The 16,250-nt window shown below is 41.4% G+C and carries 10 protein-coding genes, 1 tRNA gene and 1 rRNA gene; 10 read left to right on the top strand and 2 right to left on the bottom strand.

The genetic code is table 11. The features are described from left to right. Window positions 1–140: 140 nt before the first annotated feature. The 9 genes from rrf to OCV50_RS14810 all read left to right on the top strand — a co-directional run bounded on the left by rrf (window position 141) and on the right by OCV50_RS14810 (window position 10,129). A 5S ribosomal RNA gene (gene rrf, locus OCV50_RS14850) occupies window positions 141–256 on the top strand. A 69-nt stretch (window positions 257–325) separates the two neighbouring features. After that, window positions 326–416 (top strand) — tRNA-Ser (locus tag OCV50_RS14845). 84 nt (window positions 417–500) lie between these two features. Further along, window positions 501–1,763 (top strand): tyrosine-type recombinase/integrase, encoded by a 1,263-nt coding sequence (locus tag OCV50_RS14840; protein ID WP_261904725.1) that lies wholly within the window; start codon window positions 501–503, stop codon window positions 1,761–1,763. Window positions 1,764–2,044: 281 nt separating this feature from the next. Continuing rightward, complete coding sequence (locus OCV50_RS14835) at window positions 2,045–2,812, top strand: hypothetical protein (protein WP_261904724.1); 768 nt, start codon at window positions 2,045–2,047, stop codon at window positions 2,810–2,812. Window positions 2,813–2,821: 9 nt separating this feature from the next. Further along, a complete protein-coding gene (locus tag OCV50_RS14830) occupies window positions 2,822–3,979 on the top strand; it encodes a hypothetical protein (protein ID WP_261904723.1) in 1,158 nt (385 codons plus the stop codon). A 486-nt stretch (window positions 3,980–4,465) separates the two neighbouring features. After that, on the top strand, window positions 4,466–5,563 hold the full coding sequence (locus OCV50_RS14825; RefSeq protein WP_261904722.1) for a tyrosine-type recombinase/integrase: 1,098 nt from the start codon (window positions 4,466–4,468) through the stop codon (window positions 5,561–5,563). A gap of 421 nt (window positions 5,564–5,984) precedes the next feature. Next, entirely contained in the window at window positions 5,985–7,271 is a 1,287-nt protein-coding gene (locus OCV50_RS14820; protein WP_261904721.1) for a hypothetical protein, read from the top strand. Between the two features lie 78 nt (window positions 7,272–7,349). Further along, complete coding sequence (locus OCV50_RS14815; protein ID WP_261904720.1) at window positions 7,350–8,060, top strand: hypothetical protein; 711 nt, start codon at window positions 7,350–7,352, stop codon at window positions 8,058–8,060. Between the two features lie 179 nt (window positions 8,061–8,239). Then, on the top strand, window positions 8,240–10,129 hold the full coding sequence (locus tag OCV50_RS14810; RefSeq protein WP_261904719.1) for an ATP-dependent nuclease: 1,890 nt from the start codon (window positions 8,240–8,242) through the stop codon (window positions 10,127–10,129). Here OCV50_RS14810 and OCV50_RS14805 read toward each other — a convergent pair. Next, entirely contained in the window at window positions 10,068–11,288 is a 1,221-nt protein-coding gene (locus tag OCV50_RS14805) for a DNA cytosine methyltransferase (protein WP_238972468.1), read from the bottom strand. The two genes, OCV50_RS14810 and OCV50_RS14805, sit on opposite strands and share 62 nt — an antisense overlap. A gap of 914 nt (window positions 11,289–12,202) precedes the next feature. Here OCV50_RS14805 and cqsA point away from each other — a divergent pair. Next, window positions 12,203–13,435: an alpha-hydroxyketone-type quorum-sensing autoinducer synthase gene (gene cqsA, locus OCV50_RS14800; protein WP_261905253.1), complete on the top strand. Its 1,233-nt coding sequence runs from the start codon at window positions 12,203–12,205 to the stop codon at window positions 13,433–13,435. An 83-nt stretch (window positions 13,436–13,518) separates the two neighbouring features. Here the strand turns inward: cqsA and OCV50_RS14795 are convergent, their stop codons facing one another. Further along, window positions 13,519–15,564 carry a hybrid sensor histidine kinase/response regulator gene (locus OCV50_RS14795; protein ID WP_261904718.1) on the bottom strand — a complete coding sequence of 682 codons (2,046 nt, stop codon included), beginning with the start codon at window positions 15,562–15,564 and terminating at the stop codon, window positions 13,519–13,521. Window positions 15,565–16,250 lie beyond the last annotated feature (686 nt).

The following is a 16,250-nucleotide window of genomic DNA, read 5'->3' as shown; positions in this document are numbered from 1 at the left end:
CACCCAAGGGGTTTTGATGGACTCAAAACATTGTTTCCGCTTTAAAAAGCAGAGGCAAACAAGAGCACTTGAATGAGTTTAGAGAATAAACAGCTTTCCAAATTACTTTTCTGAAAGAAAATCAGAGAAGAAAGAATTTGCTTGGCGACCATAGCGTTGTGGACCCACCTGATTCCATGCCGAACTCAGAAGTGAAACGCAATAGCGCCGATGGTAGTGTGGGGCTTCCCCATGTGAGAGTAGGACATCGCCAGGCTTTGATTTAGTTACTTGTGTAACAAGTAACAACCTCAACAGTGTACTAATCTGTTGATGACAATTTGTTGGAGGGATGGCTGAGTGGTCGAAAGCACCGGTCTTGAAAACCGGCAACCGTTAATAGCGGTTCTAGGGTTCAAATCCCTATCCCTCCACCACATTCAAAGATTAAACCGCTGTTTTTACAGCGGTTTTTTCGTTTTTATACCTCAAAAGTCGACAAATACAAATGGGAGATACAGATGTATTTGTTTCGACAATCAAATGGTGTGTACTACACACGTATAGCAACCCCTCTTTCACTCCAAGGTAATGGCTTTCCAAAGGAGATCCGTTTATCCCTATTCACACGAGAGCGACGGTTAGCATACCGACGCAACATCGAGCAAACCAAAACCATCTTTGAGCTGTTTGATGACGCAAAGGCACTGCCACTAACATTCGAACGCTTCAAACAGCTATTGAATGATGAAATCAATCAGCTCAGGGAATCCTTCAATCACCAAGCTACAGATCACCTTTCAAAGTGTCGTCCTATTACTTCAACAGGCAAACTTCAAAAAGTGAAAACGGCGCTTGTCATTAATTCAAAAACATTGGATCAGTTTGTTGAATCCAAACGTTTAGAAAAAGTTACTAACCTTACCCTAAAGCAGCTAAAACAACGTAATGGCGACTTCTTAAAGTTTGTTGAGCAACTGAAACGAACGAGTATCACCAGTAGCGTAGCTATGGCTTATCGAGATGAACTCTTAAGCCGAGGATTAAGCCATAAGACTTTAAGGGACTATCTCGCGGCCATCAAACAATTTATGAACTGGTGTGTCGTGCAAGAGCTAATAGCCACGAACCCATTCGCTCATATAAAGCTACCAAGTAAAAGCTCCTCGTCACATTCCCATCGACCACGATGGGGACTAAAAGAATTAAAACGTCTTTTCTCAAGCCGTGCCTTTAACGAGCAAAGCCTATCCTTTCGTTGGGCTACTAAAGTTATCTACTTTCATGGTTGCCGTCCTTCTGAAGCTTGCCAACTTAGCGTTGCCGACATCAAGATTTCAGAACCATTTCCAACCATTTCATTTACTGATAATGGTGAACAACAGCACCTAAAAAACGCAGCATCTAAAAGGCAAGTACCAATTCATGAAGACCTATTAAAGATGGGCTTTTTAGATTACGTGAAAGCACGGCATGATCAGAAACATCTCCAACTCTTTGATTTTATTCCTCGAGGAAAGGATTTGGACTGGTCAAAGGACTATAGAGATACCATGGGTGAAGTTTTGACAGCTTGTGGTTTTAAAGCTGGTAAACGACCAACCTCATACTCTTTTAGGCATACCTTTATTGACGAATTAAAAAAGTCAGGTGTTCCAGAACATATAGTGTCACAGATCGTGGGGCACAAGAATCACAGTATGACTTTCGGACATTATGGCAAAGCACTTAAACCTGAGTTACTTAAAGACGCAGTGGATAGATTCAAACTGACTAAAGAGTAAAGTTAGTTACTTTTCCTTACTTGGCCTTGGTGAGCTTAATTATTATAACTTAAATTATTGTTTTTAAAGGATTGTTTGTTACATTTGTACGTTGACATGGAAAATGTAATTGCCTATCCTTTCAGTACGTTCTCTGTACGGTTCAGTTTAAGTCCCTTTGAGGCAGCTGATAGCGTTTGCTCTTTTATCGCAAACAGAGCTCATTCGCATGTATTTAATTAACTGTGCCCCTTATGTCAAAAAAGAGCTTGTAACTATCATGAGGGGTGGAGTTGATTGCTATGTCTATTACTACCTTCCCTACAACCATCAAACATATGCTAAGTCAGGAGCTTAGTTGGACGATACTCCGTTGCTACAAGCTCCATAAATTACCCACTCAAACGCTGATGGATTATTTTATACATTGTGTTGCAGTTAGGTTTTTAGTCTTTAGTAAGTGCAAACATATCACTCGAAAATTGCCTAGTTATGCAGCGGTATCGGTAGCTGTTAGATGCGCGATTGCACAGTCTGATTTTCGGATTGAAACAGAATTACCACCCAATGTTGAGGCTATAGAAACACTAGCTACAAAGATTTGTTTCAATCTAAAACGGAATAAAAAATATACATTCAAGCCATGTCTCATGAAACACATTCTGGCTGACATCTTCGGGTTTAGTTCACACGATGAGTTAATTAGTTTTTTTGGATACTTAAATGAAATTCAGCACAGAACAATAAAGCCAAAGCGCGTGACCTTTCCGTCTAAAGATGCAATATCTAACCCGAAAGTTACTCTTGTCAGGCAATATGATTCATCTGGTGAGCCAATCCGCATCTGTAGGGTAACTTTAAATAGTCAATCATACTGGGCTATTAATACTCTCTCCCATAATGCTGAATATCTTTGTATGCCATATAGGTTCAATTCTGTAGAAAAGGCGTTATTGGTCTTAACCGCAATGTTCATAACCAAGAATGGCCATGACAAGTGGGACGCTGCTGTTAGGTATGAACTTGCAGCAAGGAGACTAGAGTCCATCGATAGCTTGGTCTTGCTGTAGGAGGCTGCTATGCGTTTACGTAACAAATCTACTTATTGCAATCTCATCAGAGCGTTTGATGAATACTTGGCGCGAAATACTGATATTAATATTTCTTTTCGAGAGAAAGATCGTCTGCTGTCGTATGCATTGTTTAACCTCTCACCCGAAGAGATTCGTAAGAAGCTAGATCAAAATGAGGATGTCCAAGTAGATTGGAAAAACACATCTGAACCTGTGCATTCTCGTTACCAAAATACGCTTTGGCCTCGACTCACTGAGGTCTTTAGTGGGTATGCTCTAAACGAAAAGCAGTTAGTTAATTTGATAATCAGTACCATCAAACCTTCGTTACTAGATTTAGAGCCGAGCCTAGTTTCGATGACTTTTCAAAATGCTATCGGTATACAATTTATTCTACAGACGAGTGAGCAAGATAATAAAGCTCAAACAGGACACTATCTGCTGAAATGGTACTTACCCTCGAATGAAACTCTTCAAGTTCCTAGTAGCTGGAGCAGTGTAAATTGCTCGTGGTCTTATACGCCAAGCTCCGCACAAGAACGCCATTCTGCGTTTGATAAACATACCTATCAAATCATGGCTAGTGCATGTAACGAAATTCTCGTCGAAGCATACAAACTTGCGCCAAAGCTAAAAGAATTACCTGCTCAGATTTATCCCGAGTTGCGCCAGCTAAGAGATTGTCACTTAATCCTTATATTCGTAAGAGAGGAATATCAATTTACCCGTGTAATCACTGATAGCATAGTGGAGCATTATCAAAATGCGAGTCATGGAAAATGTGAGTCACCTTGTATAGAACAGAACTCGGATTGGTTGCGAGCTTTGCAGGCAATCAACTTTTCAGTTTACAGTCTTTGGCATGTTTTCGAAGACCAGTATAGTGATTTTGCCCATAGGTACCATGTACCTCATAACAATCAATATATCGACAAATTATGCCTGTTAGTGATGCAGTATCTAGTTGAAGTTGGCTTAATCAGTCAACACAGTAAAGAACCTTATTCTGACGACATGTCACTGCACTACGCCGTAAATGATGCGTATGAGAATGCAGTGTCAGATCTAAGCAAGGAGTTAAAGAGAAGTATCCTTTTGTTTACTCATGGAAGACCAAGTGAATTCCTACTCGACCTAATCCCTAATTATGTCAAAAGACACTAGGAAGAATTGGTAGAACATTACAAACAAGGTATTAAGAATGCGTTAAGGGTTATAACGATGAAGAACACTCATAATCAATCGAAACATTTGAAAGTAGCTTGTACTGAAAACTTCACCTAGGAGGTCGAAGGAGAGGAATTATCTAAACCAGTAAAGTTTCGAAAGAAGTGCAAATCATATTCTGAACAAGAAGCTGAGAGGTTTGCAGAACATGTCAGTAAAGCAGCAAGAAAAGTTTAATCGGTCGGTTTACCCTCAAAGAGAACAGCTGTTACACCTCTTGAAGTTCAACCACTGGAAGGCAGTACTGCCTTCCATTTTTTTTGAAAAAAAAGTCAATTCTTAACTGATTGATTAGGAAAGAAAGTGCCCTAAATTTATAATAAGTAACTAATATTATTAGACTTTGTTAATTTGTTCTTTCTGATTTTCATGCTTATGATGCTCTCAAATAGAAGAGCAGCAGAAGCTGCCAAGTTGAGATAAATGGAAAACAGGAACCAAAATACATTCACAGATTACGCCGATAAATTCATTAAAAGCCGCAAATTCAGAGTTGCTCCATCAACTCTTGTTAACAACAAGTGCAAAGCGAGCACCCTGAAGCGCTACTTTAGTGAGACACTAATCTCGGACATTTGTCATAGCGACATTCTAGATTTATTTGACGACCTTCACGAACGTTACGCGAACAAAACAATCAATGAGTTCATGACTGTGCTGCGAGGTATTTTTAAACACGCTGTCAATGATGGTGCCATTGGTGTTAGCCCAATGTTAGACGTCAAGAACTTTAAAGCGTGCAAAGTTGAACCGAAACCTTTCTCTAAAGCGGAACTGAACAGCCTTCACAGTGCTCATGGGTGTCTACATGGCAAGCATGCGCTCATGTTGAACGTTCTGACTGGTGTTCGGATTAGTGAACTGATTGCACTAACTTGGGAAGATATAGACTTTAAGCGCAAGGAAATGTTTGTCCGTCGAGCGAAGGTGCTTAGCGATTACAAAACACCGAAAACTGAAGAGTCAAGCAGGAAAGTCGAGCTCAATGAGTTGGCTATTCAAGTGCTGAAAAAGCAACTTAAGTTGACAGGTGACAAGGCAACTTGTGAAATCTCGGTACTGCAAAGTGATAACAAAAGTCGTATCAAAGAACACTTACAGTTTGTATTTTACAACAGTCAAACTGATGCCCCTTTCATTCACGCAGCGCAGTTTAATAAAACCTTTTTCAAACCATTTTTAGAAAAGGCTGGTGTTCAACACCGTGGCGCAGGTCAACTTCGACATACCTTTGCCAGCCAAAACCTGACGGCAGGTATTTCTAAAGAGTGGATTGCACGTCAAATGGGCCATAGCGATACCGCGATGGTCGATAAGCATTACGGCAAATGGATAGCGGTAGACTCCCCCGATTATGCAAGTGCGTCGGCAAGGAACCTGTCTAGCACGTTTGATATGAAAGTATCTGAGCCTGTGTCTGTGACAGAAATTCCATCTGAGTTCGTAGCTTTGATTCAAGCGTTACAAGCTAAACCCGAGCTGCTTACACTTGTGCAAACGCTAGTTGGGAGCCAGCCATGATAGCTATCGCCACCATTGGCATTTGCGTTGTCAGCCATGGCAGTTTCACTGCCATGAATGGCACTATTGGTGCCAAAGTCATCCACTTTGAAAGTGAGATGACAAAGCAACCCGCTGCGCTCCCGTCACACTTTTTGTTCCAAAAAGATGAACGTGAGCTGCGGGCAAGAGATGGCTCTCTTGACTCTCTACCATACTCACCCCTTCGGGGGTGACTATGAAGGAAATTCGATTCTTTCATCGACGCTTTAACTTCACATCAAAACCAGTTGATCGAGTTAAGTGCGAACACTCTCTAGCTCACTCATTACGTATTGCACCACCCACCGCTGTTAATGACTCTAAGCGGTTAGAGTGGAATGAGGAGCTGGCAGATACCAACTTAATTTGGCTAGGGTCAAAGGTTTTACCCTTGCACTCATTGCCCGAAGATGAGCGTTTAGAGCTGTTGTATCAGTTGGCACCGCAGCCAAAAATTCGCAATCAATCGAAATTGCAAACTCAGCAGCGGCAGTATCGCCTCAAAATGAACAACGCCATTAAGAGTGAAACAACCAAAGGAAATACCGAGGCTGCGGAGTTTTTGCAAGCAGTCTTAAACGCAAAAGGGCATGTGCCCTACTCACGTATCGAGCAATTTAAAAAGCTGAAAATGCAGCGGAAAAAGCAACGCATCAAGATGCTAGAAACGTATCTGAATGCTTATAACCAGTTGCAGAAGCGACCAGCAGCGAACAATGTATTTATGCAAGAAGGCATCTTTAAAGTTCCGCATCAATGGAACGTTGGCAACGACACCATAACGCTTGAAGAATACATTTCATTTACGCGTGAGTTTTTGAAGCACCATTATCCTGCTTATGATATTCAAGCAATTATTGGACATGATGATGAGCGAAATGTTGATGTCAATACTGGAGCACATACTCACTACTTTATCTCGGGTAGGAACAACCAAACTGGTGAATATGACTTGAGGAAAACTCAGATTAACATCGTTAATGAGTATATTCGTGAAAACCACCGCAGCGAAGCGTTGCTTCCCGAGGATGGCAAGCTTACCAGGAAGCTCAGTCAAAAGTTTGGTCATTACCATCAACGTATGATGCTTGATTTTGCCAATGAGCACCTTTTTAAAAACAAGGGGCTAAAAGCTGAATTTGCTCCTGAAGCAGAGCGAAAATCCGCGCAGCGCAAGAAGATAGACAAGGAAGCAAACTTGCCTAAGTCTGCTCGAAGCCATAACTACTACACGCACCAACTTGAGTTGGTTCAAGCAAAGGTTCATTCAGCAGAACAGCAATACAATGAGCTAGTAGAAAACACTCATTCCTTAAAAGATAACTTTGACAAGTTACTCAATGACGTGGCTCAAGTGCAGGTCAACCTTAGTGAGCTTCAAGTTGAAAAAGATACAGTAACCACTGAGATAACAGAGCTTAAAGATCAACAATCAAGGTTATCCCAACTGGCTCTAGAGCTAACTGACGCTATCGTTCCGAGGTTGGTCAGTGTGTTCAAGAAAGTGCTACTAGCTATCAATGCGCGTGACAACAAAGTGGCAAAAAAACAAGCCGAGTATCTTGAGTCCGCTTTCAGTGCCGCGTTAGAGCTTCCTCCTTCGGTAGCGCAAGGGGTTACCAGAGAAATTAAGGCTATTAAAAAGGCCAATACTGCAATTGAAGCCGAAGCTTCAATAGATAAGTAAGTTAGTTAACGTGACTAACTTACTTCACTAACTAACTAACTAACTAACCTAAAAATGATAACTAAAAACAGGTGAAAAATGGCTAGACCAAAATCATATACGGATGACGATATCATCAACATTGCGACTCAATTGATCAGTAAAGGAAAGAAGCCTTCGGGCTGGTACATCAAGGAAGCGCTTGGCAGAGGAAGAATTTCTACTATTCAAGCGGATTTAGATCGTCTCATACAAGGTGGACATATCTCTGTTGAAGCCCGTAATGCGCAAGACTATAAAGAGTGTGAAGCTACCCTTGCTTTTCTGTCATATGACCTTCCAGTGGAGTTGCAGGGACTTTTAGCTAAGCGGGAGGAAGAGCTTTGCAAAGTAATGCGTGATATGACGACTGCTTTGAATAACAAGGCGCACGAGCATTATGAAACCATGATGGCTATTCGTGTCAGAGATCTCGACGCAAAGTACAATCTAACATATAGAGCTAAGGAGCAAGCTGAAGCCGACTTTGCTGATATTGAAGAACGGCTTAAGAAACAAGTTGTGGAAAAAGAACAACTTGAAGATAAAATTGAAGAACTAGAATGTAAGCTGGCTGAATCACGGCAAAGCCACTCGGATTTACTTCAGCACAACCTTAAACTTACAAGTAATTTGAACTCAATTACCGATAAGTACGAAATACTTCAAGGGACTTACCAAGGTATTAACGAACAGTTATCAGCACTGCAAAATGAGCATACATCTGTGAAAGTGAAGCTGGATTCTGCGTTAAGTGAGAACGAAAGATAGTAAACAGGATGGATGGGATACATGCAAAGTGAGTTGAATCAATAATGTACAACTAGTGTCATTAGTAATTAAGTAGTAAACTATTTAACTAATTGATGTCCAACGATTATCAGCAAGAGAGTGTATGATATTTATCATTCTCAATACTGATTGCCTATACACGAGAGATAAACCGTAAAATGGAAAGTTTACTTCCTAGAGTAGAACGTCGCGCTATTAACTCTTTTCAGAACTATATTCAGCAGATTAGATTCCCGTTTTTTAAAAAACTCAAACCTGGAACAAAGATCGACCTAGACTTTCCATTTACAGCATTGGTTGGCCCAAATGGTTCAGGGAAGTCTTCCACTTTGCAGGCTCTTTACGGATGTCCAGCGACTTATAACGTTGCTCACTATTGGTTTTCAACTGCTATTGACCCAATAGAAGAAAGTGGAGGAGAAGCATATCGATATATCTACAAATACAAACCTCAAGGCTATAGCGAATCAGTAGAAATTGCTCAAAAACGAACCAAAAGGGCAAATGATCCAGATTACTGGGAAACGGCTAGACCAATGATCAGGGATGGGATGGAGCCAATGCCTACCTCTTTTCCTTCTCGTTTGGAGGGACTTAGAAATGCTACTCGCTGGAAAAAGATGCAAAAAAACGTGGTCTATATAGATTTTCGAGCTGAGCTAAGTTCTTTTGATAAGTTTTTTTACTTTGGAACATATACGAAAAGCAACTCAATAAACTCTAAGCAAGCTTTTTTGAGAAAACGGTCGAAAGTACTGAAAAAACATATAGCTCAACTCGAGGGTTCAACGACTCCTAGAACTTGGCATGGCCGTTCTACCTACAAAGCCGACCATCTATCTACCATCGAGCTAGAATGGGTTAACCGCATTCTTGGTAAGAATTATGTAGCTGCAAAAATCGTAGAGCACGATCTATTCAACAATAAGGGATACTCCATAATCTTTACTAAGCCAGATTCAAGTTATAGTGAGGCAGTCGCTGGTAGTGGTGAGGTCTCTGTTGTAAATTGCGTTGTTAAAGTGCTCAGAGCCGAAAATAGTTCACTAATTTTGTTGGACGAACCAGAAGTTTCTTTGCATCCAGGAGCTCAGAGAGCACTGAGAGAGTTGCTATTTCACGTTATCGTTACAGCAGGTTGCCAAGTAATCATGTCCACCCATTCTGAACACTTTGTTCAAGGCCTACCGAATAAAGCTGTAAAGCTATTTCAATACGATGAAAGCTCTGACTCATATAGTGTCATGAATAGTTGCTCTCCAGAACAGTCATTTATTAGGCTAGGATCTGAAATCCACAGCAGTAAGCGGAAGATATATGTAGAGGACATTTTAGCAAAAGCTGCGGTTACTGAAGCCATTAAAGAGATAGACAGGGAAATATTGCAGTCCATAGAAATTATCCCATACCCTGGTGGTGCCGATACTATAGTAAATAACTTACTCGTTCATTTCACTGCATCGGAAACATCTACTAATGACATGGTGTTTTTAGATGGTGATATGAGGCGATGTGTGAGAAGTCATGAAGTTGGAGACTTCGAAAGAGAGTTAGAAGAAGGCACCTTATGTCACCAAGTCATGCGAGAGAACATACCTGAAACTGAGTACAGCAATATAGACACTACTATACGAGAACAGACTAGCAAATGTGGTAGCTCTTTCGCACTGCCTCTAAACGGTGGAAATGCCGATAACAGTGAGCAGAAGTTAGAGTTTAAGCTGCGAATGCTGAATGTATTCCATGAAAAATTTCAGTTCATGAGCGCTGATACTCCCGAAGAGCTTGTATGGGAAGTCGCAACAGGAAATGAGCTGTTCAATATATCAGCAATTAAAGAGCGATTTTCAAACGGCAGCTACAAGGATAAGTTTCGTCAGTTGTCAGAGGAAGAATATGGCGAAGACACCACTGCAAAGGAAATTTTCGAGCTACAAAAACGATTTTTAGCGAGGAGAGATCGGAACTCTCCCCAGTGGTTAAAATTTAAAGAATCGGTTCGTTTACTGATTCAAGTTGAAGATCTCTCTCTACAGGCTGCAAGTTAAGGCCCTCGATTAGAGCTTTACCAAGTAAAGGTGGGACAGCGTTACCGATTTGTCTCGCCTGTTCAGTCTTACTACCCAAGAAGTCAAACCAGTCAGGGAACGACTGTAATCTTGCGGCATGCCTGAGAGTTATCCCATGATTCAACCATGGATGGACGAATCTTCCTTTGGATGGATTGTTACACCCTGTTGTTATAGTGTTGCTTGGCTGATGGATTAGTATACGGCCATAAACATCTTTATGCCCTTTGTAATTGTTTGAGTGGCATTTCAGCCTATGCTTTTCGCCAGCATCTTCTCTACTCCCATTTAAGGGCGTATCTTTAAATCGTTGCTCCATTTCTGCTGAAGGAATCATGTTAGTATTACATGGGTCGTTAGCTTTGAATGGCTGCCCAAAACTCAACGATGATAACAGCTTATCGCTTTCTTCACGCTCAAGCTTGAGCCTGCACTTGAAGTAGTCTAGCCAATATTGCTCATAAATCGAACTTGGGACTTTTTCGAAGACGCTAGAAGCTGGTAACCACGTAGGGCCAAAGCCTGAATTAGGGGCAAAATGCGTAGCAGAAGGAGGGAAAGTGGTATTTTCACAGTCCAGCTCACTTCTAATCCCATAAATAAAAACACGCTTTCGATTTTGAGGCACCCCATAATCTTTGGCGTTGACTACATCACAGAACTTGATGGTGTATCCTGTGGATTTTGCAAGTGTCAGAAATTTCTCTAAAAAGTCTTCATGCCGCTTCCACAAAAGTCCTGTGACATTTTCGACCAAAAATGCTCTTGGCTTAAATTCATTTACAAACTCAAAGTACCTAAGCAGCAATGCATTCCGAGGGTCATTAACACCAGCATTGTTAATACGGTGTGTTGAAAAGCCTTGGCAAGGAGGGCCCCCCAAGATGAGATCTAAATCGCCTTGATTTAGGTTCAAGCTTTCTCTGAGTTCTTTGGGGTCAACGCTATTTATATCTCCAAATTCCTTCCCAGACCTTAAGTCGATGTTATGACCACATCTGTTAATGAAGTTTTCTCTATACGTAGCTGCTGCTGCCTCATCAAATTCAACAGCGGCAAGGACTTTAACGTTGGCGTCAAGTGCTGACAACGTAAATCCGCCAGCTCCCGCAAATAAATCAATAGCTCTAGGTGTCATAAAAAAACTCAAAAAAAAGTGCGAGAGTATTTTACCTTCTCAAAACGAAAATACTATCTATTCTATGAGTTCACCTCGCATAGTGATACCTCTCCGCATGCGAAACGAGTTGTAGTCAAAGCGAAAGCTAAAAGTGCTTGCAACTTCCTAACTGATCCATTCACTACAAATGATTTGAACTTAACATCTCGCATTCCTCCAAAAGAATGAGTGTGATCTGCCCTGCAAGGCTAGACACCACGTTATCAATAGTGCGGAATTCACATAATTGTTCATATAAGTTGAAAGCCTGCATGAAATTTGGTTAATCTGTACTAACACTTTGGCAAACTCGGCTTTTTAGAGGTGACTTTAAGTCATTGTAAAATAAGCGTTTTAATCTTGCGGGCATAGCTTTCAAATCCCTATCCCTCCACCACCATTAAAAAGCCCGCTGAGAAATCAGCGGGCTTTTTTCATTTCGAGGTATTTAGTACATTCACTTAGCCTCCAAAGAACCTCTCGTCCCTACATATTTCTGACAGATTCGGGCGCGGCTACGTCCATTATCAACAACACCTTAAAAAATCCGAGCATGTATATGTATGAACCCGTGGTTGCTATATAGGAAGCATTCGAGCGCTTAGCTAACGGTCAGCTTACAGGTAAAGTCATTATTGATATTGCATAAATAGCTGGTTGGATTATAGATATCAATTTCGTATTAGTGCTTCACGTTATTACACCGCAGCGTGAGCATCGTCATTTCCCAAGCTTGAAAAACATCGTGAATCTTTGATTTTTGGTGCATCTGAGCAAGGGCGTACTCCCGAATCCTAATGACCGTTCCCCCTCCTTAAATCCTTAAATTCCGAGTTTGCAAGTGGCTGCAAAAATATGCAACTCACCACTTAACAGGTCTGTTTTTTTCGTCAATATACAGCTGTCAGCGCTGGCGTTTTTCTGTATTACGAAGAGAACTTACTATGAGTAATAATTCTAAAACAAAACCATTACCTTCCTTTGTTGAGGAACGCCTTAACGACTTTATTCAAGATCTGATTGCACCAAACATGAACCAAAAGCACTTGGTACTGGGTCAACGCCCGAGGCCTAGTTCTGTTGTAATGCAAAGCAATGATTACTTGGCCTTGTCGAATCACCCAGATATCCAACAAGCGCATCGAGACGCAATTAAAAACGATGGTCAAAGCGTTGTGATGTCTTCGATCTTTTTGCAAGACAAAGACTCTAAACCAGAGTTTGAGCAACAATTAGCAGAGCTAGTAGGAATGGAGAGTTGCTTGCTGTCTCAGTCTGGCTGGGCAGCGAACGTCGGTTTATTGCAAACGATATGTACTGCAAATACGCCTGTCTATATCGATCACTATGCCCACATGTCGCTCTGGGAGGGTATACGCGCAGCCAATGCGGTTGCTCGTCCATTTCGACACAACGACATGATTCATCTGCGCAAACAGCTTCAACGCCATGGCGCCGGTGTGATTGTGGTCGACTCGGTTTATAGCACGATTGGTACTGTCGCTCCTCTCGCTGACATCTACGAAATGGCTCAAGAGTTTGGCTGCGCATTAATTGTCGATGAGTCCCATTCACTAGGGACCCATGGGAAGCAAGGAGCAGGTCTAGTGCATGCACTTGGGCTTACTGAGCAAGTTGATTTTATGACTGTAAGTTTGGCTAAAGCCTTTGCCTATCGAGCTGGTGCGATTCTTGGTCCTAAATCGATGGCGGATTCACTGCCTTTTGTCGCGTTTCCTGCAATATTTAGCTCGACGGTGTTGCCTGAGGAAGTGAGTCGTTTAGAGAAAACACTGCAGGTTATTAAAAGTGCTGACGAGAGACGGGAGCGGTTGTTTGAGTACTCTACATTACTGAAAGATGGCTTGTCTAAGATAGGATTCAATATTCGCAGTGATTCTCAGATTATTGCATTGGAATGTGGGGATGAACGAAATACCGAAAAAGTTAGAGACTTCTTAGAAAACAGCGATGTGTTTGGCGCGGTATTTTGCCGGCCTGCAACCGCGAAAAATAACAACATCATCCGCTTTTCTGTGAATTCTGATTTGAGCATGAGTGACATTGATCATGTGTTGACGGTGTGCCAGCAAGCATACAATCACAAGGAACTACAGTTTGCGTAGGCGGTAACGGCACTCAACGAAGATAGAGGAGTCGTAAATACACTAACAGAGCTCAGAGAAATACTGAGCTCTTATTTAAGTGTTTAAACCCAGTTGGCAATCTTATCGAACAAACGGTTTTTGTCCGCGGGCTTAACAATAAAGTCGGACATACCTGATTCACCAATCTGCTCAAGCGTAACCGGGGAACTGTCGCCCGTATGTGCAATGATAGGGACTGATGAATAAGCTTTGTTGGATTCCCGGATACGGCGAGAAGCTTCAACGCCATTCATGACTGGCATTTCAATATCCATTAGGATTAGGTCTACATTGGTTTTGTCTAATGCATCTAACGCTTGTTGGCCGTCTTCCTTTTCAATGACTTCAAAGTCTTGTTTCGCAATTAGCATTGCGGTGAATCGGCGTAGAGACTCATTGTCATCAACCACCATAATTGTCCCTTTCTTGGTGGTTTTTAGTGGTTCTAATACCTCTGGCTGAGCTGTGTTGTCACTATCGAAGAATATCCCTTCTATGGTTGATTTGGTGTTAAGAAGCCAAGCTTGCGTCGCGATCCATTTTGAACCTACAAGCATCGAAGTGATCTGTTTAGTGGATGAATGCTCATATAAGTAGACAATCTGCGCTTCTGTGAACGACAGTAATGACTCCAACGCCATTAATTGTTCAGGGCTTTCAGAGAGAGCTTCGACGTCAACAAAGACTGCATCGAATTCAAACTCGTATTCTTTACGATTCAGAGCGGTTGCAACATTAATGATCGTTAAATCAAAGCCCATAAATCGACTGATTTCGACCATTTTTGTTGTGAGAATACTCTGCTCACAAATCATAAGCACCGACTTAAGCTTGGTGAGCTCATTTTGAATCTCAACTACTGAGCTCGATCCATATCGTGGAAATGAAAGCGTGAACTGAGACCACTCCCCAAGTTCCGACTTGCATTGAACATCGCCACCAAAAGCTTGCATGACCTTTTTACAGAAAGGGAGCCCTAGGCCATAGCTACCTGACTTGCCTGTTGTATAGAAGTCTTGGAAGATATTGCGCATAACATCGCTTGAGATTCCTGCACCATTATCTGTGACTGTCACACTATTCGTGGTGCCGTCACTCCCCATGGTGATATGGATATGAAAATCTTCTGAACTGCGGTGATGAAACGCATTTTTAAACAAGTTATACATCACGTATTTGAACAGAGTGTCACTGCCCAGAAACTCAAAATCATCCTGCACATCCAACGAGATGGCGTTTTTGTCGGTTGAACGCTTGTAACTAAAGCTATTGATGGCGTCTGAAACAATACTTTGTGCCGAATGCTTCTTAAATGTTGAACGTGATATGCGATTTTCATCGATCGACGTTAACAGCAGATCTATTGTCTCGTTACCGGTATGAATGATATTCATTGCATCGTCACTGACTTTTTTCAACAGAACTGCATCGTCGTGGTTTAAGGTGTATTCGGTTTTCGGTTCTTGCTTAGGGTTAGGGAGTACCGACTGAATAATGTCGATAGAGGTGAGTAAACCGCTAAGTGGGTTACGCATCTCATGGGCGATACCAGCACCAAATGATTTAGCCAGTGAGACTCTTGCTTCGTGTTCTACTTGGTTACGGACATAGAACAAGTTACCGAACAGGTAGATAAACAGAAAGATGGGAACGTGCGTCCAGTCCATGGTGATATCGAGATGAAACCCTTGAGCGACCCAAGCACACACGCTAGCTAACCCTATCCCAGCGAAAGTTTGGGCAAACATGACTCTCGTGATGTGAACCAGCAAGATATGCAGGAAGATGGCAGCCATAAATGACATCACCCACACGTTAGACCAACTGTTCATCAACAGCATGTAAAAGAAGAAGCCGGGTAAGCAGAACGTTGTGACGACCTGATAGTAAGCCGGGAGATACTTTCTCCAGCGAAATGGGAAGCGATGTCTGTATATGATGCCAAAGAACAATGTCGAACAGAACACACGCAGTGGCAGGTTTTCATAGGGCTGCGGGAACAGTAGTTCCCAGACAATGTAGTAAACTGGGAAGCCAACAAAACCCATCCAACCGACCAAGGTCAGATTGGGCTCTGCGTATTGATAAACTTTACGAATAGCATTCATATTGAATTCTTAACTTACCTAGCTTAGACGTTTGATGCTGTTGATTTTATTTTTATATTTTCTAGTAGATTATATATCACTTGCTGACTGTAATCTTTTAAAGTTAGATCAAATATTGCACGAATTTAGATCCGACTCAGGCTCAAAACGCGACAAAATGAGTGGACAATTCGTGAGATCTATGGAACTCGTGTGATGACCATTGAGGACTCACATGATTCTTAACTAGAGTACTTTTCTGATGTTCATTGGAGTTAGTCTGGTCTCTGGGTACCTACTTGATCAGGGGGAAGCTACATACTAGCTTGCTGGAGGCTTTGTTGATGTGGGTCTAACGTAAGTTTTATTGACTTGTTTATATTCCTTTTTGATTACTCGTTGAATTTAACAAAAGGTTATTTTGGTTAAATTAATTGTTTAAATTTAATTTTATTCGTTTATTAGGGTAAGCATCATACGATTAAGTTATGGTTTTATAACTAATTAAATAATTAGCCTATAATTTTATTTGATATCTGCCCTTACAAGGCCTTACAAATGAGCAATCCATGTACAGCTTACATTGAATTACTTAATAACTGTTCGAATATTTCTCTTAGAAGTCACACTAAAAAAGTGGATATTTAGTTGAATAAACTTAAACCTTATACTTTGGATGAGCCAATCCATTGTAAAAAGGATTTATA

Origin of the sequence: Vibrio fortis, assembly GCF_024347475.1 — a bacterium.
GTDB classification, from domain to species: Bacteria; Pseudomonadota; Gammaproteobacteria; order Enterobacterales; family Vibrionaceae; genus Vibrio; species Vibrio fortis.
This window is presented reverse-complemented; position numbering and strand designations above follow the sequence as displayed.